The organism is Streptomyces sp. NPDC103540, assembly GCF_055584445.1.
Map to the genome: position 1 here is coordinate 1 of NZ_JBVJMA010000031.1, position 20287 is coordinate 20287.

20 protein-coding genes are annotated in these 20287 nt (G+C 75.4%); 11 read left to right on the plus strand and 9 right to left on the minus strand.

All coding sequences use genetic code 11. From position 1 onward, the window contains the following. Window positions 1-227 precede the first annotated feature (227 nt). A complete protein-coding gene (locus tag ACZ6ZI_RS39185) occupies window positions 228-875 on the plus strand; it encodes a dioxygenase family protein (RefSeq protein WP_469529653.1) in 648 nt (215 codons plus the stop codon). Between the two features lie 90 nt (window positions 876-965). Next, window positions 966-1625, plus strand: a complete 660-nt coding sequence (locus ACZ6ZI_RS39190; RefSeq protein WP_469529654.1) for a DUF2278 family protein — start codon at window positions 966-968, stop codon at window positions 1623-1625. A gap of 41 nt (window positions 1626-1666) precedes the next feature. On the opposite strand, the gene ACZ6ZI_RS39195 is transcribed toward ACZ6ZI_RS39190, so the two are convergent. Next, entirely contained in the window at window positions 1667-2101 is a 435-nt protein-coding gene (locus tag ACZ6ZI_RS39195; RefSeq protein WP_469529657.1) for a CBS domain-containing protein, read from the minus strand. Window positions 2102-2245: 144 nt separating this feature from the next. Between ACZ6ZI_RS39195 and ACZ6ZI_RS39200 the strand changes: the two genes are divergently transcribed. The 3 genes from ACZ6ZI_RS39200 (at window position 2246) to ACZ6ZI_RS39210 (ending at window position 5233) form a co-directional block, all read left to right on the plus strand. Further along, complete coding sequence (locus ACZ6ZI_RS39200; protein WP_469529658.1) at window positions 2246-2830, plus strand: TetR/AcrR family transcriptional regulator; 585 nt, start codon at window positions 2246-2248, stop codon at window positions 2828-2830. A 123-nt stretch (window positions 2831-2953) separates the two neighbouring features. Further along, window positions 2954-4399: an MFS transporter gene (locus ACZ6ZI_RS39205; protein ID WP_469529662.1), complete on the plus strand. Its 1446-nt coding sequence runs from the start codon at window positions 2954-2956 to the stop codon at window positions 4397-4399. A 75-nt stretch (window positions 4400-4474) separates the two neighbouring features. Further along, on the plus strand, window positions 4475-5233 hold the full coding sequence (locus ACZ6ZI_RS39210; RefSeq protein WP_469529664.1) for an SDR family NAD(P)-dependent oxidoreductase: 759 nt from the start codon (window positions 4475-4477) through the stop codon (window positions 5231-5233). A 64-nt stretch (window positions 5234-5297) separates the two neighbouring features. Here the strand turns inward: ACZ6ZI_RS39210 and ACZ6ZI_RS39215 are convergent, their stop codons facing one another. After that, complete coding sequence (locus ACZ6ZI_RS39215; RefSeq protein ID WP_469529666.1) at window positions 5298-5840, minus strand: heme-binding beta-barrel domain-containing protein; 543 nt, start codon at window positions 5838-5840, stop codon at window positions 5298-5300. A gap of 285 nt (window positions 5841-6125) precedes the next feature. Between ACZ6ZI_RS39215 and ACZ6ZI_RS39220 the strand changes: the two genes are divergently transcribed. The 3 genes from ACZ6ZI_RS39220 to ACZ6ZI_RS39230 all read left to right on the plus strand — a co-directional run bounded on the left by ACZ6ZI_RS39220 (window position 6126) and on the right by ACZ6ZI_RS39230 (window position 8762). After that, entirely contained in the window at window positions 6126-7907 is a 1782-nt protein-coding gene (locus ACZ6ZI_RS39220) for a S8 family serine peptidase (RefSeq protein WP_469529669.1), read from the plus strand. A gap of 10 nt (window positions 7908-7917) precedes the next feature. Continuing rightward, window positions 7918-8199, plus strand: a complete 282-nt coding sequence (locus ACZ6ZI_RS39225) for a hypothetical protein (RefSeq protein WP_469529672.1) — start codon at window positions 7918-7920, stop codon at window positions 8197-8199. Between the two features lie 131 nt (window positions 8200-8330). Next, window positions 8331-8762, plus strand: a complete 432-nt coding sequence (locus ACZ6ZI_RS39230; RefSeq protein ID WP_363062675.1) for a VOC family protein — start codon at window positions 8331-8333, stop codon at window positions 8760-8762. Window positions 8763-8790: 28 nt separating this feature from the next. On the opposite strand, the gene ACZ6ZI_RS39235 is transcribed toward ACZ6ZI_RS39230, so the two are convergent. After that, entirely contained in the window at window positions 8791-9894 is a 1104-nt protein-coding gene (locus ACZ6ZI_RS39235) for a mechanosensitive ion channel family protein (RefSeq protein WP_469529674.1), read from the minus strand. A 221-nt stretch (window positions 9895-10115) separates the two neighbouring features. Then, window positions 10116-10766, minus strand: coding sequence for a TetR/AcrR family transcriptional regulator C-terminal domain-containing protein (locus ACZ6ZI_RS39240; RefSeq protein WP_469529677.1), 651 nt, complete (start codon window positions 10764-10766; stop codon window positions 10116-10118). A 94-nt stretch (window positions 10767-10860) separates the two neighbouring features. Here ACZ6ZI_RS39240 and ACZ6ZI_RS39245 point away from each other — a divergent pair, with 94 nt between their 5' ends. Both ACZ6ZI_RS39245 and ACZ6ZI_RS39250 read left to right on the plus strand, forming a co-directional pair. Further along, entirely contained in the window at window positions 10861-12267 is a 1407-nt protein-coding gene (locus ACZ6ZI_RS39245) for an FAD-dependent monooxygenase (RefSeq protein WP_469529681.1), read from the plus strand. Window positions 12268-12442: 175 nt separating this feature from the next. Beyond that, on the plus strand, window positions 12443-12802 hold the full coding sequence (locus tag ACZ6ZI_RS39250) for a hypothetical protein (RefSeq protein WP_363062667.1): 360 nt from the start codon (window positions 12443-12445) through the stop codon (window positions 12800-12802). A 37-nt stretch (window positions 12803-12839) separates the two neighbouring features. Here the strand turns inward: ACZ6ZI_RS39250 and ACZ6ZI_RS39255 are convergent, their stop codons facing one another. From ACZ6ZI_RS39255 to ACZ6ZI_RS39275, 5 genes are all read right to left on the minus strand, one after another. Next, window positions 12840-14282, minus strand: a complete 1443-nt coding sequence (locus ACZ6ZI_RS39255) for an NAD(P)/FAD-dependent oxidoreductase (protein ID WP_469529684.1) — start codon at window positions 14280-14282, stop codon at window positions 12840-12842. Then, complete coding sequence (locus ACZ6ZI_RS39260) at window positions 14279-15508, minus strand: MAB_1171c family putative transporter (protein ID WP_469529687.1); 1230 nt, start codon at window positions 15506-15508, stop codon at window positions 14279-14281. The genes ACZ6ZI_RS39255 and ACZ6ZI_RS39260 overlap by 4 nt, the downstream gene beginning before the upstream one ends. Continuing rightward, on the minus strand, window positions 15505-16686 hold the full coding sequence (locus tag ACZ6ZI_RS39265) for an MAB_1171c family putative transporter (RefSeq protein ID WP_469529690.1): 1182 nt from the start codon (window positions 16684-16686) through the stop codon (window positions 15505-15507). Before ACZ6ZI_RS39265 ends, ACZ6ZI_RS39260 begins: the two co-directional genes overlap by 4 nt. Before the next feature lie 2 nt (window positions 16687-16688). Continuing rightward, entirely contained in the window at window positions 16689-17291 is a 603-nt protein-coding gene (locus ACZ6ZI_RS39270; RefSeq protein ID WP_363062659.1) for a toxin-antitoxin system, toxin component, read from the minus strand. A 453-nt stretch (window positions 17292-17744) separates the two neighbouring features. Then, complete coding sequence (locus tag ACZ6ZI_RS39275; protein ID WP_469529693.1) at window positions 17745-18944, minus strand: amidase family protein; 1200 nt, start codon at window positions 18942-18944, stop codon at window positions 17745-17747. 409 nt (window positions 18945-19353) lie between these two features. Here ACZ6ZI_RS39275 and ACZ6ZI_RS39280 point away from each other — a divergent pair, with 409 nt between their 5' ends. Further along, the gene (locus tag ACZ6ZI_RS39280; RefSeq protein ID WP_469529696.1) at window positions 19354-20214 is read left to right on the plus strand and encodes a hypothetical protein; all 861 of its coding nucleotides are present in this window, start codon (window positions 19354-19356) and stop codon (window positions 20212-20214) included. Window positions 20215-20287: the final 73 nt, after the last annotated feature.

The window sequence follows — 20287 nt, forward strand, 5'->3', positions numbered from 1 at the left end:
CGGGGGGCCCGGCGGGCCTCCCGGGTATCGCCCCCCCGGCCCCCCCCCCGGGGGCGGCGGGGGGGGGGCGCCCCCCCCCCCCCCCCCCCGGGGGGGCCCCCCGGGGGGCCCCCCCGCCGCGCCGGACGGGGCGTGTCGGTCGTGGCGACCGCCGCCCCGCTCGGGCACGGTGGGCGCGATGGGCGACCGTCCGCGTGCGTCGCCCCCGACCTCCACGAGGGGCGCGCATGGCCGAGTACGACACCTCCCGCACCAGCCGTCGTACGGTCCTGCTGGCCGCGGCGCTGACCGCCTCCTGCGGGGCGCCGACCGGCCGCGGCGCCACCGCCGCCCCGCCGCCGGGCTGCGTGCTCACCGTCGAGGCGGGGGAGGGGCCGTACTACCTCGACCTCGACAAGGTCCGCTCCGACATCACCGAGGGCCGCGCCGGGGTCGCCTTCCGCCTCGACCTGACGCTGGTCCGGGCCTCGGACGGCTGCCGGCCGCTCGCGGACGCGGCGGTCGACGTCTGGCACGCCGACGCGGCGGGCGACTACTCCACCGCCAAGGCCACCTTCCTGCGCGGCACCCAGGTCACCGACGCGGCGGGCCGCTGCACCTTCACCACCATCGTCCCCGGCTGGTACGCGGGCCTGGCCCCGCACATCCACTTCAAGGTGCGGCCCGACTCCGGCAAGGGCGTGACCTCGCAGTTCTTCTTCCCCGAGCCGATCCTGCGGCAGGTGTACGCCCGTCACCCCTACTCCCGCCGTCCGGCCCCGGCCCACCCCAACGAGCGCGACGGCCGCTACCGCGAGACGGGCTCCACCATGACCCTGGCCCCCACCGCCGAGGCCGCCGGCTACCGGGCGGCGTACACGGTGGGCGTCGCCTGAGGAACCGGCCGCGCGCACGGCCCCGATCCGCCCCGCGCCGCCCGCGCGTCCCGCCGACTCCGGGGGCGCCCCCGGTGGTTGACTGGCCGCATGCCGCTCGACGCCTACGGAGTGCTGTCCGGCACCCTGCACGGACACTTCCGCGACCAGCCCGACAGCCAGGGGCGCTGGTTCCACGTCAACCTGGAGGTCGACGCCCCCGCCGGTCGTCACCGGTGCGCGGTGGACGTGGACGGCAAGGACTCCGCCGTCGGCGTCCAGTGGAAGGTCCTCACCCTGGCCGCCTCGGTCCTGGACCCCGTTCCGGGCCTCGCCCCCGGCTACCACGACCTCTCCACGTCCTCGGGATCGGGCGCCCTCGACCTCATCCGCCACCCGGCGCTCGTCGACCGCCGCGGGTGCCTGTTCGTGCGCCGCCCGCCGGCCTGGCTCGCGGACCTCCTCGACCGGTGGGACCCGCCGCACCCCTGGATCTCGGGCTCCCACGTCGAGGCCGCCGAGGCCCTGGAAACCGTCCTCGTCCCGGGCCGGGAGATCCTGGTCTTCGGCGAGCCCTTCGACCAGGGGCTCGGGATGCACAACATCCACCAGAACCAGGGGGACCCGTACGGCTCCCCCTGGTGGGACGACAACGGCGTCTGGCAGGACGGCGCCACCCTCACCCGCCGCCCCGACGGCCGCTACGACGCCTTCCTCAACAGGTTCTCCACCCAGGCCGACCGCACCGACGGGGCCGGCCACCCCCTCTGAGCGGGTGACCGGCCCTCGACGCGTCCCGCACCGGGCGGGGTTCAGTTCGCGGCGTAGACGCGCACCGCGAACTCGGCGATGTCCTCGTCGGACAGGTTCTTCGCCAGGTTCGCCTCCGTGATCATGCCGACGAGGCGGTGGCCGTCGCCCACGTCGATGACGGGCAGCCGCTTGATCTGGTGGATCTCCATGGTGTCCACCGCCTCCTGCGCGGGGGCGTCGGCGTCCACCCAGTGCAGGGTGCCCGCCATCTCCCCGGCGCGCACGGAGGCCGGGTCCCGGCCCTCGGCGCAACAGCGGACCACGATGTCGCGGTCGGTGATCAGACCCTGGAGGCGCTGGTCGTCACCGCAGATCGGCAGGCAGCCGACGTTCAGGTCGCGCATCATCCGCGCGGCGTCCAGCAGGGACTGCTCCTCCCGGACGCAGGTCACGCCGGCCGTCATGATGTCCCGGGCCCGCAGGTTCCTCGTCATGGTTCCTCCTCGGCTCTCGGTCCCCCTACCGAGGACACCACGAACGGCCCTCGCGGGCGCGTCGGAGGGGGCGAGGTGCCCGACAATCCCTCGACGCCCGCGCGTTGTTGACCGATCGTTCCAGATGCTCCTATGATCCTTCGTGTGGCCAGGACCAAGGAATTCGATCCGGACGCCGCGCTCCAGTCGGCCCTAGAGCTGTTCTGGCGGCGCGGCTACGAGGCGACGTCGGTGGCGGACCTCGTGGAGCACCTCGGCATCGGCCGGGCGAGCATCTACGCGACCTTCGGCAGCAAGCACGAGCTGTACCTCAAGGCGCTCGACCGGTACGCGGAGTCGGTGGACCCGGGGCTCGTGGAGGAGCTGTCGCGGCCGGGGCCCGCCCTGCCGGCCGTCCGGGAGGTGGTCCGCCGCTTCGCCGCGGAGGCCGGCTCGCCCGAGGCGCGCCGCGCGGGCTGCTTCGTCACCAACACCGCCGCCGAGCTGGGCCCGCACGACGAGGTCGCCGCCCGGCGCGTCCAGTCGAGCTGGGACCGGCTGGAGACCCTGCTGTACGCCTCGCTGGCGCGGGCGCAGGCCCAGGGAGAGCTGCCGGTCGAACGCGACCCCCGGGCGCTCGCCCGGATGCTCCTCGTGGTGCTCCAGGGGGTCCGCGTCGTGGGGAAGGCCTCGACGGACCCCGCGCGGGTGCGGGACGCGGCCGAACAGGCCCTGAGCCTGCTGACCTGACCTGACCCGACCCGGGCGGTCCGCGGTCCGGCGCGCCTTCGTACGCCTTCGTGCGTCTCCGCGTGTGTCCGTGTCCGCATGCCCGAATAATGAACCGATCAGTCAAAAATAGGGGGGATCGACATGGGGAGGAACACCGCCTCCACCGACGTCGACGTCGACACCACGAGCACGACCACGACCACGCACGACCGCGCGGCCGCCACCACGACCGCGCCGGCGGGCACCGCGCGGGCCGTGCCCCGCGCCCGGGCGGCCTTCACGCTGCTCGGCACCACGCAGATCACCCTGATCTACACGCTCGCCGCGACCACCGTCCCCCTGCCCCGCATCGCCCACGACTTCGCCCTCCGGCGCGCCGACGTGATCCTGCTCAGCGCCGCCTACGGCCTCACCTTCGCCGGGCTGCTGCTCTTCGGCGGGCGCCTCGCGGACCGCCACGGCGGTCGGCGCGCGCTCACCGCCGGCCTGCTGCTGTTCACCGCCGCCTCCCTCGCGGCCCCCCTGGCCCCCGGGAACGACACCCTGCTCGCGGCGCGCTTCGCCCAGGGAGCCGGCGCCGCCCTCGTCGCGCCCGCCGCCATGGCCGTCCTGCGCGCCCTGTTCCCCTCGCCCACCGCCTACGGACGGGCGATGGCCACCTGGGGCGGCCTCTCCGTCCTCGGAGCGACCGCCGGCAACCTCCTTTCCGGGGTCGTCTCCGCCCTGCTGTCCTGGCGCTGGGCCCTGGCCGTACCGCCGGCCGTGGCCCTCGTGGTCCTGGTCCTCGCGCCCCGACTGCTGCCCGACACCGCGCCGAGCCGCGGCCGGAGCCTGGACCTGCCCGGCGCCGTCCTGGCCACCGCCGGGATCAGCCTCGCCAGTTACGGGCTCGTCGCCACCGACGCCCACACCTGGACCTCGGCCGCCGTCCTCGTACCGCTGCTCGCCGGGCTCCTCCTGCTCCTCGCCTTCCCCCTCGTCGAACGCCGCACCCGCGACCCGCTGTTGCCGCCCCGCTTCCTGCTCGACCGGAGCCGGGCCGGCGCGCTCGCCGCCATCGCCCTGACCGCCTGCGGCACCGCGACGACCTTCGTCCTGCTCTCCCTCCACTTCCAGCAGGTCCTCGACTGGTCACCGCTGCGCACCTCCGCCGCCTTCGTGCCCTACGCCGTCGTCCTGATCGCCGCCGGTCGCCTGGCGGGTCCGCTCACCGCCCGCCGCGGCGCCCGCGCCGTCACCGCCGGCGGACTCGCCGTCGCGGCCGTCGGCATCGCGCTCCTGGCCCTGGCCGGGCTCGACACCGACGTCCCGTACGCGCTCGGCGCCCTGCCCGGCCTCGTCCTGCTCGCGGCGGGCAGCGCCGGGAGCTTCGCGGCCGGAGCCGTACTCGCCACCGAAGGGGTACCGGCCTCCCAGGCGGGCCTCGCCGGAGGCGTCCTCAACACGGCGATGGAGTTCGGCCCGACCGCCCTGTTCGCCCTCCTGCTCACCCTCGGCGACGACGCCGCCTCGCTCGCCGCGACCGCGGTCGCCTTCACCGCCGTGGCCCTGCTGCACCGCCGCCGCCCGGCCCGGTCGCGTCCGTAGGGGAGCGTCCGGCGTCCTCCGACCCTTCACCACCGTCCTCACCGTCCTCACCACCACCCACCGGGAGTCATCGAAATGAACCGCTTCACCGGCAAGTCCGTCCTGGTCACCGGCGCCGGGACCGGCCTCGGCCGCGCCATCGCCCTCGCCTTCGCCGCCGAAGGCGCCCGCGTGGTCGTCGCCGGCCGCACCCTGTCCTCCCTGGAGGAGACCGTGCGGCTCGTCCGGGCCGCCGACGGCACGGCGGAGGCCGTCACGGCCGACGTCACCGACTCCGAGAGCCTGCGCGCCCTCGTCGCGCGGACCGTGGAGCGGTTCGGCTCCCTCGACGTCGCCGTCAACAACGCCGGCATACTCCGCGGCACCGTCCCGGTCGCCGACGTCACCGAGGAGGACTGGGACGCGGTGCAGCGCACCAACGTCACCGGGGTCTGGCTCGCCATGAAGCACGAGATCGCGCACATGCGGGAGAACGGCGGCGGCGCGATCGTCAACATCTCCTCCAACCTGGGAGCCCACACCCGCATCCCCAACGCGGCCGCCTACATCACCTCCAAGGCCGCGGTCTCGGCCCTGACCCGGGCCGCCGCCCTCGACCACATCGCGGACGGCGTCCGCGTCAACGTCGTGAGCCCCGGTGCCTCCGCCGCCCCCATGTCGCTCCAGCCGGGCGAGACCGAGGCCGACCGCGCCGAGCGCGTCAAGACGGAGAACCCGCTCGGTCGGGTCGCCGAGGCCGAGGAGGTGGCGGCGGCGGTCCTGTACCTGGCCTCCGACGCCGCCGGTTCCGTGGTCGGCGCCGACCTCGTCGTCGACAGCGGCTCCTCCGCCTGAGCCGCGACGCGCACGGGCCCGCCGCCCCGGGAGGATCCACCCGGGGCGGCGGGCCCGTCGCCCGTCAGGAGGAGCGGCGCCGCAGTCGCGTCGTCAGGTGGTGTTGCAGGGGCTGCCCCACCGCCGCCATGTCGTGGACCACCGTCAGCAGGTCCCCGTCCAGGGCGTAGTGCCGGCGGGTCGCGGTGACCTCCTTGGCCAGCGGGGTCAGCGCCACGTCCTTCGTCTCGATCTCGATCTCCGTACCCGAGACCGCGCCCACGTACGTCTCGACGATTCCCGTCGGGTGGGCGAGCACGACCTCCAGCCCGGCGTCCGGCGTCACCCGCCACCAGCCCGCCTCGCGCCCGGCCGGACGCACCGGCGACCCGTCGCCGTCCACCAGCCAGGCACGGGCCTCGTAACGCAGGAACGGCCGCCCGTCGTGGCTGAAGGTCACCTCCTGCTCGTACCGGAAGTCCTGCTCCAGGGTGGGGTAGTGGCCCTCCCCCCGACCGTGCCAGCGCCCCAGCAGCGGCAGCACCGGCGCCAGCTGGGGGTGCGGCGGGGCGCCCTCGCCGAGGACGTGGCTGTCGGGGTACGGATTCTCCTGCACCGAATCGAACATGTTCACCTTGTCTGTTCGTGGAATACGTCGCTCGCGCGCCCCGGACCACCCCTGCCCGCGCGCCCGGACCGCGCCGCCTGGCACCGTACCCCGGCGGGGGAGCGGACGGCGCGCGTCCGGTGCGCACACCGCCCCCGCGCGCTCGACCGGCCGGCACGCGGCGTCCTCACATCGTGTGACGTTCGAATCCGCGCGGCCCCGTTGCCCGCCGGGCCGCCGTGCGCCGGGTCGACCCTGGCCCGCAGACCCGCAGGTCCGGTTCCCCCGGGTGAGAAGGAGACGGCCATGGACTTCACCAAGCTGGCGCCCCCGTTGGCGGCGGTCTACGAACGCTACGAACAGCAGGGCCGCCGACGCGCCCCGCTCGCCCCCCAGGCCCGCACCCTCGGCCTGGTCTCCGTACGCGAACGCGCCAAGCCGCTGCGCATGGTGGTGTCCCTCATCTGCGATCCCGACGCCGACCTCGGGCAGGGCCCGGACGAACACGGCCTCGGGGACGGCGTGGTGGTCAACGCGGGCGGTCGCACCGTCCGTACCGCCATCGTCGCCCTGGACGCGCTCGAACGCCTCGCCGCGCACCCCGCCGTGCGGCGCATCGTGCCCTCCACGCGCCTGCGGCCGTGCCTGAACCTCGCTCAGGAGAAGGTCCACGTACAGCGGTTCCGGGAGAGTTCCGGCACCGACGGCCAGGGCGTCGTCGTCGGGGTGGTCGACACCGGCATCGACCCCCGCCACCCGGCGTTCGCCGGCCGGATCGACCGGATCTGGGACCAGACGATCCGCGGCGGTGACGGGGTGCCGGAGGGCCGGTACGGCGCCGAGTTCCGCCAACCCCAGCCGAGCGCGGGGGCTTCGGGCACGCTGTCCCGGGACGTCGAGGGGCACGGCACCCACGTGGCGGGCATCGCCGCCGGGACGAGCGGGGTCGCCCCCGGTTCCCGCCTGGTGATCGTGAAGACCGACTTCCAGGACGCGCACATCATCGACGCCGTCCAGTACGTCTTCCGGGTGGCGCGCGACCTCGGGCTGCCGGCCGTGGTCAACCTGAGCCTCGGCGGGCACTCCGACCCGCACGACGGGACCGACGCCATGTCCCGGGCGATCGAGGAGGAGTCGGGGCCGGGCCGGATCGTGGTGTGCGCCGCCGGGAACGAGGGCGACGACGACATCCACGCCCGCCTGCGGATCGCGGAGGGCACGGTGCGCTCCGTCCCCTGCCACCCGGGGATCCTCGACGGCGAGCCGGACGTCTTCGCGCTCAACGGCTGGTACGGCGGCGGCGACCGCTTCGAGATCGCGATGGCCACCCCCTCCGGCGTGACGACGCCCTTCCGGCCGGTGCGCACCTCGGCGAGCCCCGCGGCGGAGTTCGAGCTGGACGAGGGCCTGGTCCAGATCGTCACCCCCGGCCCCAGCCCGGACAACGGGGACGTCAACTTCTTCGTGCAGGTCCAACCGGAGCCGCTCGGCCCCGGGGCGCCGCGGGGCGCGTGGCGGCTGCTGCTGCGCGGGGAGAGCGTCGCCGACGGGACGGTCGACGTGTGGATGCTCGGGGGCCCCGACGCTCGGCCCCAACCGCAGTTCAGCGGGCCGGTCGTGCACGACGCGCTGAAGATCGGCTCGCCGGGGGCGGCCCCCTCGGCGGTCACGGTCGCCGCCGCCACCACCCGTACGGAGTGGAAGGACATCGACGGCGTCGAGGAGCGGGCCCCCTGGCTGGAGCTCGGCGACATCGCCTCCTTCAGCAGCGAGGGGCCCCTGCGCGACGGGACGCCCAAGCCCGACGTCGCGGCGCCCGGCGCCATCATCATCTCCTCGCTGTCGCGCGACGCCCGCGACCAGCCGCGGGAGTTCATCACGAGCCCGCGCGACGTCGGGATGCAGGGGACGAGCATGGCCTCCCCGTTCATCGCGGGGATCGCGGCGCTGGTGCTGGAACGCGACGCGACCTGCGACCCCGAGGGGTTCAAGGACCTGCTGAAGGCCAACGCCCGCGTGCCCGGTGGCGGTGCGGGGACCTTCCACCCGAAGTGGGGCCACGGGCTCCTCGACGCCACCGGTCTTTGAGCGTCGGCCGATGGACTACGGGAAGCTCGACGCGGCCCTCTCCCTCGCCGTGGACGCCGAGGGCCGCGACCCGGCCGCCCGGGACCTGTCGGTCATGGTCCGGCTCACGGAGCGGCCGTCGCCCGAGCAGTGGCAACGGCTGAGGGGGGCCGGGGTGGAGGGGGCGGACGGCGCGGGTCCGGCCCGTACGGTGCTCACCGGCACCCTCTCGCGCCGGGACGTGGAGGCCCTGTCGGCCGAGCCGTGGGTGCACTCCCTCTCCCTGTCCGCGAGCCGCCGCCCGACGCGGTGACCCGTCCGGGCCCGTCCGGTCCGCTCCCGGCCCCGACGCGCCGGGTTCCCTCGGCGGCGCGTCGGGCCGGGTGCGGGAGGGTGGGGTCGAGCAGGGTGCGGGGAGGGCCCGCACCCAGGAGGAGGCTTCCCATGAACTGGACGCTGGAGGTCGTCCCGGTCCCCGTCACGGACGTGGACCGGGCGAAGGCGTTCTACGCCGACGCGGTCGGCTTCGCCGTCGACGTGGACGACGAGGTGGCGCCCGGCACGCGCGTCGTCCAGCTGACCCCGCCCGGCTCCCGGTGTTCGATCGCGCTGCTGGAGGGCATGCCGCCCGCGCCGGGGACGAGGACGATGGCCCCGGGCACCCTGCACGGTCTCCAACTGTGCGTCACCGACATCGAGGCGGCCCGGGCCGCGCTGCTGGACCGGGGGGTCGAGGTCTCCCCGGTCCGGCACGTCGGGGCCACGGGCTGGGAGGAGGGCAAGGGCGGCACCTGGAACTCGTTCCTGACCTTCGAGGACCCCGACGGCAACGGCTGGGTCGTCCAGGAGGCCCCGAGCGAGCTGTCCCGGCGCTGAGGCGGCCCGGGGCCGGTCGGACCGCCGGTCAGCGACCGCTGTCGGCCAGGACCGTCGGCGGGGCGTCGCGCTGGTGGGGGAGCGTCGGCACCGGCGCGCCCCCGTCGGCGTGGTGGAGGGAGACCGTGCGGGTGGGGGCGGGGATCGAGATGCCCTCGGCCCGGTACCGCCGGTGCAGCCGCTTGATGAACTCGTGCTTGATGCGGTACTGGTCGCTGAACTCGCCGACCCCGAGGATCACGGTGAAGCCGATCCGGGAGTCCGCGAAGGTGTGGAAGCGGACGGCCGCCTCGTGGCCGGGGTCGGCGCCGAGGACGTCGGCCATCACCCCGTCGACCACGTCCAGCGTCACCCGCTCGACGTGCTCCAGGTCGCTGTCGTAGCCGACGCCGACCTGCACGAGGATGGTCATCTTCTGTTCAGGCTGCGTGTAGTTGGTCATGTTGGTCTTGGCCAAACGCCCGTTGGGGATGATGACCAGGTTGTTCGACAGGTTGCGCACCACGCTGTTGCGCCAGTTGATGTCGACGACGTAGCCCTCCTCGCCGCTGCTCAGGCGGATGTAGTCGCCCGGCTGGACGGTCTTCGAGGCGAGGATGTGGACGCCCGCGAAGAGGTTGGCGAGCGTGTCCTGGAGCGCCAGGGCCACGGCGAGGCCGCCGACGCCGAGGGCGGTGACCAGCGGTGCGATGGACACCCCGACGGTCTCCAGGGCGACCAGGACGCCCATCGTGAGGACCACGACGCGCGTGATGTTCACGAAGATGGTGGCCGAGCCGGCGACCCCGGTACGGGAGGCGGCCACGGCCCGGACGAGCCCGGCGACGACCCGGGCCGCCGTCAGCGTCGCGATGAAGATCAGCAGGGCGGTGAGGGTCTGGTTCACCAGCCCCGAGATCCGCGCGGTCAGCGGCAGCGCCGAACCCGCCACCGCCGCGCCGGCGATGACGGCCGCCCAGGGGGCGAGCGAGCGCAGCGCGTCGACGATGACGTCGTCCCCGCTCCAGCGCGTGCGGCTCGCGTGTTTGCCGAGCCACTTCATCAGCACCCTCAGCAGCAGGGCGGCGACGCAGCCCGAGGCCAGGGCGATGGCGGCCACGATCCAGTCGTGGAGGACGAGGTCGCGGGTCAACGGACCGCCTCCGATCGGCCCGGGGCCGCTCCGGAGGGCGAAGCGGCGGCGAGGGGTGTCGCCGGGCGCCGTATGTGTCGTGTCGTCACCTTGTCACCTGTCGGGTCGTGTTGCGTGGTGTTCCCGTTCGGACGCGTGTGCGCGATCGGAACGGAATGCCATCCTCTCCCATGCGGTCACAGCCCTCGCAGGGGGGCGGACGGGACACCGTCGACGGCCCCTCAGGCGGTGCGGTAGCGCGCCTCGATGCCCTCGACCACCAGCCGCAGCCCCTCCTCGAACCCCGCGTCGTAGTCCTGGAAGAGGTCGGCGCCCGCGGCGGCGGCGAGCGGGAAGGCGGCCATGCGCGCCGCGCGTTCGGCCACGTCGAAGCCCTCCCGGCGCTCGCCCGGCAGGGGCTGGACGCCCTGTTCCTCGGTGACGAAGCCGAGGGTGAAGAGGTAGGTCGTGGTGGTGGCGCGCACCGCCTGCGGCAGGGTGAAACCGGCCCCGACCAGGGCGGCGAGCTCCGCCTCCATCCGCTCCGCGTGCTCGGTGCCGGTGAAGCGGGTGCCGCTGAAGACCTTCGCGCCGTCGCGGTAGTCCAGGAGGGCCGCGCGCAGGCCCCGGTTGGCCTCCAGGAGCCGTTCGCGCCAGTCGGCGTCGGGGGCGGGGCGTCCCCGCGCGACCATCCGGCGGTACATCTCCGTCGCCATCTCGTCGAGCAGGTCCTGCTTGTTCTTGAAGTGCCAGTACAGGGCGGGCGCCTGGACGTCCAGCTCCTTGGCGATGGCCCGCAGGCTCAGCCCGTCCAGGCCGACCTCGTTCAGCAGGCGCAGCGCGGTCTCGACGGCCTGCTTCTTGTCCAGCCTGGGGGTCTTCCGAGTAGCCACGGCGACAGCTTAACGGCCGCCGCGCTTGACAGCTTAACGCTGTTAAGTGCACGCTCTGACGGTCATCTACTTAACGGTGTTAAGGAGTGGGATCGTGGACACGGACGTATTGATCGTCGGAGCCGGAGCGGCCGGACTGGCGCTCGCCGTCGACCTCGCCCGCCGGGGCACGCGCGCCCTCGTCGTGGAGCGCTCCGCGACGCTCTTCCCGGGCTCACGCGGCAAGGGCCTGCAGCCCCGCACCCTGGAGGTCCTCGACGACCTCGGCGTGGGCGAGGAGATCCGGGCCGCCGGCGGCCCCTACCCGGTCGGCATGATCTGGCAGGACGGGCGCCGCCGCGGCGAGCACCGGATGTTCGACGAGAACGACCTCGACGAGGGCTCCGCCCACCGCGAGCCCTGGATGGTCCCCCAGTGGCGCACTCAGGAGATCCTCCACGCCCGCCTGCGCGAACTGGGCGGTGAGGTGGCCTTCGGCCGGGAGCTGACCGGCCTCGCGCAGGACGCGGACGGCGTGACCGCCGCCTTCGCCACCGGCGGCCCCGTACGCGCCCGCCACCTCGTGGCCGCCGACGGGGGCCGCTCCACCGTGCGCCGCGCCCTCGCCATCCCCATGACCGGCGAGGAAGTGGACCCCCACCCCATGCTGGTCGCCGACGTACGCCTCGAAGGCCTCGACCGCGACAACTGGCACCTCTTCCCGCCCTCCGACACCGCCGACTTCCTCGCGATCTGCCCGCTCGCCGGCACCCGGGACTTCCAGATCGCCGCACGCTTCCCCGTGGGCACCCGGATCGACACCGGCCCCGAAGGCGTCCGCGCGACCATCGCCGCCCGCACCCACCTGGCCCCCGAGGACGTGACCGAGGTCCGCTGGGCCTCGGACTTCCGACCCCGCGCCGCGCTGGCCGACCGCTTCCGCGACGGCAACGTCCTCCTGATCGGCGACGCCGCCCACGTCCACTCGCCCGCCGGCGGCCAGGGACTGAACACCAGCGTCCAGGACGCCTACAACCTGGGCTGGAAACTGGCGGCCGTCCTCACCGGCGCCGCCGACGCCGCCCTCCTCGACACCTACGAGCACGAACGCCGACCCGTCGCCGCCGACATGCTCGGCCTCACCACCCGCATCCACCGCGGCGAGGCCCGACGCGGCGCCGCCACCCGCCAGCTCGGCCTCGGCTACCGCCGCTCCCCGCTCTCCGTGGAGACCCGCCCCGACCTGCCCGAGGACGCCCTGCGCGCGGGCGACCGGGCCCCCGACGGCGCCCCCGGCGGCATCCGCCTCTTCGACGCCTACCGGGGCCCCCACTGGACCCTGCTCGCCGTCGGCCCCCACGCCGAGCCGCCTCACCTCCCCGGTGTCCCCACCGTACGGATCCCCTCGTACGCGCCCTATGGCGACGGCCTCTTCCTCGTCCGCCCCGACGGCCACCTCGGCTGGGTCGGCCACAGCCCCCGGGAGGCGGCCCGCTACGCCGCGGCCTTCGTCCGCCCCTGACGCCCGTCCGCCCCCGATGCCCGTCCGCCCCCGACACCCCGCCGCCGCGTGGCGGGGCCGGCCCCGCACACCCGCCGGGGATTCATCCGCCCGGCCGCGCAACGGATGCCGGGTGGACACCCCGGATGCAGGCTGTGGCCAGGACAGCCGTCACCACACAGACGAGGACCGTGCCATGACGACCCACCGCCGGCGCATCGGCGTCATCACCGGGGCCGCCGCACTGCTGCTCACCGCCACCGCCTGCTCGGGCCTCGGGCGCAGCACCGTCGGCATGCTGAGCTTCCGCTCGCACGACTCGCCGGTCGAGGTGAGCTACTCCAACACCCTGGTACGGGGCTGCCACCCCATCGCCCTCCCCGAGGGCGCCGCCCACGTGGAGAACAACACCCTCGTCGACATCGTCCTCTACCGCTCCCTCGACTGCGCGAAGGAGGACGAGGACCGCCCCGAGGGCACCTACGTGGCCACCACCCTCTCGAACGTGACGGCCCCCCACACCCGGCCCTGGCGCAGCTTCCGCGTGATCCACTGACCCCCCGCGTCCGTGCCCGGGCCGGCCTCCGCGACCGTCACCCGGAGGCCCGCGCCGGCCCCCCGTCGAGCCGTACGAGGGCCCGCTCGCGGTGCGACAGCGGCGGACCCGACAGCGGCGGCAACAGCGGCCCGCGCGCGGCGCCCAGCAGGACCCGTGGCCGCACCAGCGTCGCCAGCGGCGCCTGGAGCGAGGTCACGGCCGTCAGGTCCCGCACCATCGCGAAGTCCCCGCAGCTCGTGCGCACCAGCCGGTCGACGTACCCGGCCACCACCCGGTCCCGGCGGCTCGGCCCGCCGCCCCGCACCCCGGGGAAGAACACGTCCTGCCCCACCGCGAGGTCCCACGCGGCGGAGACGGGCCGGGCCACGGCCCGCTGCACCCGGCGCGCCAGCCGCGGCGCCTCCACCCCGTCCACCCGCGCCAGGTTCCGCAGGACCAGCGCCGCCCGCGCGGCGGCCGACATGCCGTGCCCGTAGAGCGGGTTGAACACGGCCAGCGCGTCCCCGAGAACCACGAACCGCTCCGGCCAGCGCCGCACCCGCTCGAACATGCGCCGCGTGTTGCGGGTGCTGCGGCTGACCGCCACGTCCGTGAGCGGCTCCAGCCGCGAGATGATCTCGCCGACGATCGGGTGGCGCAACCCCCGCGTGAAGGACTCGAAGTCCGCCGCCGCCCCGCTCGGTTCGCCCCCTCGGGTGCCCACCGCCGTGACGATCCACCGCCCGCCCTCGACGGGCAGGATGCTCGCGCCCTGCCCGGGACGCCCGGTCCGCGGCAGCGGGTGCACGGCCACGATCGGGAAACCCTCGGCCCCCTCGGGGGCGCGGAAGACCCGCGTCGCGTACACCAGACCCAGGTCCAGGGACCGTTCCGGCGCGGCGGGCACCCCCAACGCCCGCAGGAACGCCGGAGCCCGCGACCCCCGACCGCTCGCGTCGACCACGAAGTCCGCCTCCAGGACCTCCTCGCGACCGTCGGCCCCGCGCACCCGCACCCCGGTGATCCGCCGCGCGCTGCCGACGAGGCCCACCACCCGGCTGCGCTCCAGCACCCGCACGCCCGGGCGGGCCGTCAGCGCCTCGCGCAGCACGGCGTCCAGGAGCGGACGGGTGCACGCGATCACGAAATGGGTCTCGGCCCGACCCCAACGCCGGAACCAGCCCTGCGCGCTGAAGCCGACCATCCCGGTGGGGATCGGCACGCGCCGCGCGCCCGCCGCCAGCCACCGTTCGGTGACCCCGGGCAGCAGCTGCTCGGCGGCCCGCACCCCACCGCTCCAGAACAGGTGCGCGTGCCGGCCCTGGGGCAGCCCCCGGCGCGCCGCCGTCCCGTCGGACAGCCCGTCGCCGTCGAGCACGAGGACCTCGTCCACCACGTCGCGCAGCGCCGCGGCGGCCAGGGCGCCGGCCAGGCTGCCGCCGATGACGACGGCCCGGCGCCGCCCGAACGGGGACCGGGGGTCGCGAGGGTCCGTCATGTCACCGCTCTCCGGGGTGCCGCGGGCGGGCGGGGCGAGTCGGGGGCCGCGTCGAGCACCGCGAGGACGCGCACCGCGTCGGACAGCCGGACCAGTTTGTCGTCGTCGCCCTGGAGCATGGTCTCGAACCCGCCGGACCCGGGATCCACCGCACCGGGACGCAGCGTCCGGTACGCCGCCACCACCAGGGAGACGTACCGCGCCGACCCGGGCGCGAGACCGCCCGCGCCGGTCGGCCCGCCGCCCCGCCCGGGGGCCGCCTGCGCCGAGGGCCCGCCGTCGGGCCGGACGCCGAACTCCCCGGCCGGTTCCGTCTCCCGCTCCAGATAGGGCGTCAGCAGCCGCAGCCCGTCCCGGATGTCGCAGGTCCGGCGCAGGTGCCGTTTGCCGAGCGAGGACCACCACGGCAGGCGCACCAGCTCGTACGGGGTCACCGCGCGCGTGATCCGCCACAGCGGACCCAGCCGCTTGTACTGCGACCAGGCCCGCCACTGCCGTGCCAACCCGTGCCCGACGGACGGCAGGGCCAGGCCCACGCACTGGAACAACGAGGCCACCGAGGCGACCACCGGCGCCACCGTCGTGCTCATGACGTCCCAGTCGTGGTCCGTCCAGCGCGCGCCCACGGCCGCCAGTTTGCACGTGTCATAGACGAGCGCGAGGGCGGACCCGTACACGATGATCAGCAGCCCGACGCGCAGCAGTCCCGCCACGTCGCGCGCCCAACGCCGGCACAGCGAGGCCAGGATCGCGCTCGCCGACGCGTGCGCCAGCAGGTACAGCACGATCATCTCGCGGACGAACGGCGTGTTCGCGTAATACGTGTCGAAGTCCCGCAGCCGCTCGTCGGGAGCCTCCCCGAGCGCGAACAACGTGAACAGCGTCGCGATCAGGACCCCGTAGGCGCCGACGCACCAGCGGGTGGCGGCCCGACGCCGCTCCTCGGGGCCACCCCGCCAGGTGATCGTCAGATTGACGAGGGCGGCGCTGAGGGCCGCGACGATCCCGTACACCAGGGGGGCCGAGAAGTTCGCCACGCCCGTCAGCGCGTTCACCTTGGCCACCGTCGGCGGCGCCGCGAAGAAGAACACGGCGGCGGCCAGGGGCAACAGCACCGACACCGAACGGACCAGTGGATCGCGCCAGTACCGCAGCACCCCCGGCCCGCGCAGCGCGAAGGCCGCGAACAGCAGGGCGACGAGGACGTAGTAGTGCGCGTTGTTCATGAGGTGCCCCCTGAGGCTCGGACACCACGCGGCCCGGCTCCGTTGCCGGCGGGGGTGTGTGACAGTGACTGCGAGATCCGGACGAGATCGCCGTACTCGCCCGTCCCTTCCTGGAGACCGCGCGACGACGTGATCACCCGCCGCTCGGGATCCGCGCGCAACGCGCGCACGGCGGCCAGCAGCATGGCGGCGTCGGCGCCGGCCGACGCCTCGTCCGGGCAGGCGCCACGCGCCCGGGCCGCCTCGAACACGCGGGCGCGCAGCCCGAGGTCGAAGTACGGGTTCAGGGTGAGCAGACCGTCACGGATCGCGGACTCGCGCTGGAGCCGACGTACGCCCACGGGGCAGAGCAACACCATCCGCACCGTCGTGGCGCGCGGCGCGAGGTTCCCCACCAGCCGCGAGAGGGGCCCCAACCGCCGGTAGCGGGTCCAGTCCCGCCAGGGCTCGCGCAGCCGCTGCACGACCAGCGGCACCCCGAAGGCGAACGCCACCAGGGGGGCCGCCGCCGCGCTGAGGGCGCGGGCGACGTCGGTGCTCAGCACGTCCCAGTCGAGGCCCGCCCACCGTGCGCCGACGGCGGCGAACTTGCACAGGGCGTAGCCGAGGGTGAGCGCGTATCCCGCCATCATGAGGGCCAGCCCCGCCCGGAGTTCTCCCGTGACGTGCGGCAACCAGCGCCAACACAGCGATGACATGGTCACGGCCGCCGCTCCGTGGGCCAGCAGATAGAGGACGATCATCTCACGGATGTACGGGGTGTTCGCGTAGTACGTGTCCAGGTCGCGCAGCCGCTCGACCGGCGCCTCCCCGAGCGCGAACAGGACGAACAGGGCCACGCTCAGGGCCGTGTAGCCCGCGACGCAGCCCCGACTGGCCCGCCGGATGCGCTCGGGCGGACCCCCGCGCCAATTGATGACCAGCACGATCCCCGAGCCGGAGCACGCCATCACCCAGGTGTAGACGAAGGGGGCCGCGAGGTTCGGGATCCCGCTCACCGCGTTGACCTTCGCGATCATCGGGACGGCCCCGAAGAAGAACACCCCGGTGGTGGAGAACAGGAACGCCGTCACGGCCCGCAGCAGCGGGTCGCGGGGATCGCGCAGCAGGCTGGGCAGCCGCATCAGGATCGCCACGGCCCCCAACACCGACGGGATCAGGAAGAGGGGATCCGACACCGTCAGCCTCTGCCGCCCGGATGGCCGAGGGCGGCCCCGATCCGTCCGGAGGTCGTCCCCCGGTCGAAGGGGGTCGGGCCGGGTGCCGCCAGCAGGTGCTGCACCGCGTGCGCCAGTTCCAGGCCGTACTGCTCGGCCGCCTCTTCCTCCCGCTGCTGCCGGCGGGCCCGGGACCCGTCCCGTTCCACCAGCGCGGGGCTCTGCCGGCCGGCCACCGACAGCACCGAGGTCACCACGCCGCGCAGGTCGGCGTCGTGGTCGAGCAGCCGGGCGGCCACGGAACCCTCGTCGAGGTGCTGGTGACAGTGCCCCAGCTCCAGGTGGCGCAGCTCGTGTCCGGTGATGATGACCTGGTGGTCGGGAGCGGTCAGCTTCTCCACGATGACCAGGTCGCGCTCGCCGAGGTCGAGGGCGAGACCGCTGGCGGTACCCGGCGGGAAGGAGGTCGTGCGGAACTCGATCCGCCGCCCGCGCCGCCGGCCCATGGCCTCGCACAGCGCCCGGCACACGGCCTCGCCCGACGCGGGCGCCTCCAGGTGGCCGACCGCCTCCACCAGGGCGCCGACCGACTGCCGCATCTCCCGTTGCCTGAACACACCGATCATCGCCGTCCCCCATGCCTTCGTGCCTCGTGCCCTGATGCCTTCGTGCCGTGACGCCTTCGTGCCGTGGTGCCCTCGTGCTCCGGTGCCTTCGTGCCTTCGTGCCTTCGTGTCCTCGACCCCACGCGCCGACGCGTGGCCCCGCCTCCCCGCCTTCCCGCACGCGGCCCCGACCACCCTCCCGGACCGGTCCGCGGCCCCGGAAGGCCGCGTACGCGCCGGGGCGCCTCTCCCGTCCCGCCGACGGCACACGCGGCCGACTCTGTCACGGGGCCGGCGGCGAGACCGCCCGTCCCCGGCCAACATGGCGCCGTCTGGCGGGAAACCTACGCTACTGCCCGCCCCGGGCCGGCGCGGCTCCGGGGCGGCGCCGACCGCGGACCGCCGGTTCTCCACCGCCCGCCCCGTGCCGCCCGGCCCACGGGGCGCCCCGGGCCGCCCGGCCCGCGGGGCCGCTCAGCCGGGGAGGGCCGCCTCGGCCGCCGCCGCGGCGACGGCCAGCAGGTCCGCCTCCCGGCCGGCGGGGGCGACCAGTTGCAGCCCGACCGGCTCCCCGGCGGCCGTGAACCCGGCGGGCAGGCTGATCGCGGGATGCCCGCTGATGTTGAACGCCCAGGTCAGGGCCACGCTCATGACCTCGCCCGGTCCCTCGTGGCCGTGCGGCGGGTTGGGGGTGGTCGGCGTGGCCAGCAGGTCGGCGCGGGCGAACACCGCGTCCAACTCCGCCCGCAGGGCGGCCCGGCAGCGCTCCGCCTCCCGCCCGTCGGTCCCCGTCCCGTTTCCGCTCCCGTCCCCCTTCTGGGCCCGGCGCAGGTCCTGCCAGGCGCGCGCCGGATCGGTGAGGCGTACGGGGAACTCCCGCGGGGCCACGGCCCGGACGGCGACCAGGGCCTCCAGGAAGGCGAGGGCCGTGGCCGAGACGGCCCCGTCGGTCGCGGCGAGGCCCAGCGTCGGGGACCAGACGACGGCCGGCGGCCGGGCGGGCGGTCGGGGGGCGCGTCCCACGGGGGAGCCCGTCAGCACGTCCAGGTAGCGCGCCGCGTCGCACGCGTGCCGGGCCAGGGGCCCGGCGACGTTCAGGCCGGCCCGGTCCCGGGACGGCGCCCGGCCGTTGGTCGGCTTGAGCCCGACGACCCCGCACCAGGCGGCCGGGATGCGCACCGATCCGGCGCCGTCGCTGCCCGTGGCCAACGCCACCATCCCGGCCGCCACGGCGGCGGCCGAGCCGGCGGAGGAACCGCCCGGACTGCGCAGCGGATCGTAGGGGTTGAGGGTGGGGCCGTCGGGGGTCGCGCCCCAGGTCTGCCACCGCGTGCCCCGGCCGGGGGTGGAGGTCGCGCCGACCGGCACGCAGCCGGCCGCCAGCAGCAGGGCCGACTGTCGGGACGTCAGCCCCTCGGTGTCCTTGACCGCCAGCGGCACCCCGGCCAGCGGGAGCCGCTCGCCCGCCCGGACCCGCCGGGCGACGTCCGCGGCCCGTTCGGCCGCGATGCGGGGCCACACGGCGGTGAAGGCCCGAACCCGGGGGTCGCGCGCGGAGATCCGGGCCAGCGCCTCCTCGGCGGGCGCGCCGGCCGGGACCCGGCCCGCGTTGACGTCGGCGGCCACCGCGCAGGCGCACGGGTCCTGGTCGGAACCTTCCGACGGAACACCCACCGCGCCACCTCCCGATCCGCCCCCGGACCGTCCTGCCGGAGCCGGCCCGATCATCGCACCCCGCCGCCGGCGGCGCCCCCGAGGGGTGGGCGAGGATCGCCCCGTCGCCCCGTCGCCCCGTCGCCCCGTCGCCCCGTCGCCCCGTCGCCCCGTCGCCCCGAGGCGCCGGCCGTCCGGCACCGGCCGTCCCGGCACCACCCGTCCCGGCACCGGCCGTCCTGCCCACGGGTTCCGGCCACCCGTCCGGGCCCGCACGGCCTCCGCCGCCGGTCTCACGGTGCACGCCTCGGTGGACGTGCCCGACCCGGGAGCGGCGTACCCGGGGCACGTCCGGGCCCGGGGCCCGCCGATGCGGAACGTCCCCCTCCCCACCCGTGGTCGGCCGGGTCGCACTGCATAGGCTTCCGTCATGAGCACGCCACCACCCCCGGGCCCCGCCGGCCCGTACGGACCCCCGCCGCCCCAACAGCCCCCGCAGCAACTCCACCCGTACGGTGGCCAACAGCCCTACGGCGGGCAGCCTCCGACGCCCTACGGGGGACAGCAGCCCTACGGCGCCCCGCAGCAGCCGTACCCCGGCCAGGGCGCCTGGGGGCAGCCGCCGATGGGCCCGCCGCCGCGCAAGAGCCGTACCGGCCTGGTGGTCGGCATCGTCGTGGCCTCGCTCGCCGGCCTCGGCATCGCCGGCTTCGCGGTGAACCGGCTGGCCGCCGCCGGGAAGGCGGTGAGCGGAGCCGGCTTCCCCGCGGCCACGCACCGCCTCACGGTGCCCAAGACGCTGGTGGACGGGAAGTTCGGGCTGGTCGAGGACCTGTCGCAGACCCAGGGCGCCGCCGCCCTCAAGGGCACCTGGGACCCGAGCGTCCGCGACGCCCGGCCGGCGGTCGGGCAGTACACCGCGGGTTCGCCCACCGAGGCGAGCGTCCTCGTCATGTCCGGCATGTACGGGCAGTTCAAGGACCTGGCGCGGGCCCGCAAGAAGATGGCGGAGGGTGCCGCGGAGGCGGACGGCGCGAAGGTCGCCGTCCCCGCGCGCGACGTCACCCCGCAGGGCTCCGACACCACGCTGACCTGCCAGGTGCTGACCTCGACGCAGAACGGGGCCACCGCGACCCTGCCCATGTGCGCCTGGGCCGACGGGAACACGGGCGCCTCGGTCGCGGTCGTCACCCCCGAGACGGCGAGCCGGGCCCCCTCCTCCGTCGACCTCGACGAGGTCGCCGCGCTCACCCTCAAGGTCCGCGCCGAGGCCCGACAGCCGATCGGCTGATCCCGTCGGGGCGCCGCCGGCGGCCCGACGGCGCGGTGCCCCTCCCTCCGCCCGCCCGGTGGCACGGGCCCCC

Bases quoted from the DNA above. Each gene is read 5' to 3' on its own strand.
- ACZ6ZI_RS39185 (WP_469529653.1), top strand. From the start codon at position 228: ATGGCCGAGTACGACACCTCCCGCACCAGCCGTCGTACGGTCCTGCTG.
- ACZ6ZI_RS39190 (WP_469529654.1), top strand. From the start codon at position 966: ATGCCGCTCGACGCCTACGGAGTGCTGTCCGGCACCCTGCACGGACAC.
- ACZ6ZI_RS39195 (WP_469529657.1), bottom strand. From the start codon at position 2,101: ATGACGAGGAACCTGCGGGCCCGGGACATCATGACGGCCGGCGTGACC.
- ACZ6ZI_RS39205 (WP_469529662.1), top strand. From the start codon at position 2,954: ATGGGGAGGAACACCGCCTCCACCGACGTCGACGTCGACACCACGAGC.
- ACZ6ZI_RS39210 (WP_469529664.1), top strand. From the start codon at position 4,475: ATGAACCGCTTCACCGGCAAGTCCGTCCTGGTCACCGGCGCCGGGACC.
- ACZ6ZI_RS39215 (WP_469529666.1), bottom strand. From the start codon at position 5,840: ATGTTCGATTCGGTGCAGGAGAATCCGTACCCCGACAGCCACGTCCTC.
- ACZ6ZI_RS39220 (WP_469529669.1), top strand. From the start codon at position 6,126: ATGGACTTCACCAAGCTGGCGCCCCCGTTGGCGGCGGTCTACGAACGC.
- ACZ6ZI_RS39225 (WP_469529672.1), top strand. From the start codon at position 7,918: ATGGACTACGGGAAGCTCGACGCGGCCCTCTCCCTCGCCGTGGACGCC.
- ACZ6ZI_RS39230 (WP_363062675.1), top strand. From the start codon at position 8,331: ATGAACTGGACGCTGGAGGTCGTCCCGGTCCCCGTCACGGACGTGGAC.
- ACZ6ZI_RS39250 (WP_363062667.1), top strand. From the start codon at position 12,443: ATGACGACCCACCGCCGGCGCATCGGCGTCATCACCGGGGCCGCCGCA.
- ACZ6ZI_RS39255 (WP_469529684.1), bottom strand. From the start codon at position 14,282: ATGACGGACCCTCGCGACCCCCGGTCCCCGTTCGGGCGGCGCCGGGCC.
- ACZ6ZI_RS39260 (WP_469529687.1), bottom strand. From the start codon at position 15,508: ATGAACAACGCGCACTACTACGTCCTCGTCGCCCTGCTGTTCGCGGCC.
- ACZ6ZI_RS39270 (WP_363062659.1), bottom strand. From the start codon at position 17,291: ATGATCGGTGTGTTCAGGCAACGGGAGATGCGGCAGTCGGTCGGCGCC.
- ACZ6ZI_RS39280 (WP_469529696.1), top strand. From the start codon at position 19,354: ATGAGCACGCCACCACCCCCGGGCCCCGCCGGCCCGTACGGACCCCCG.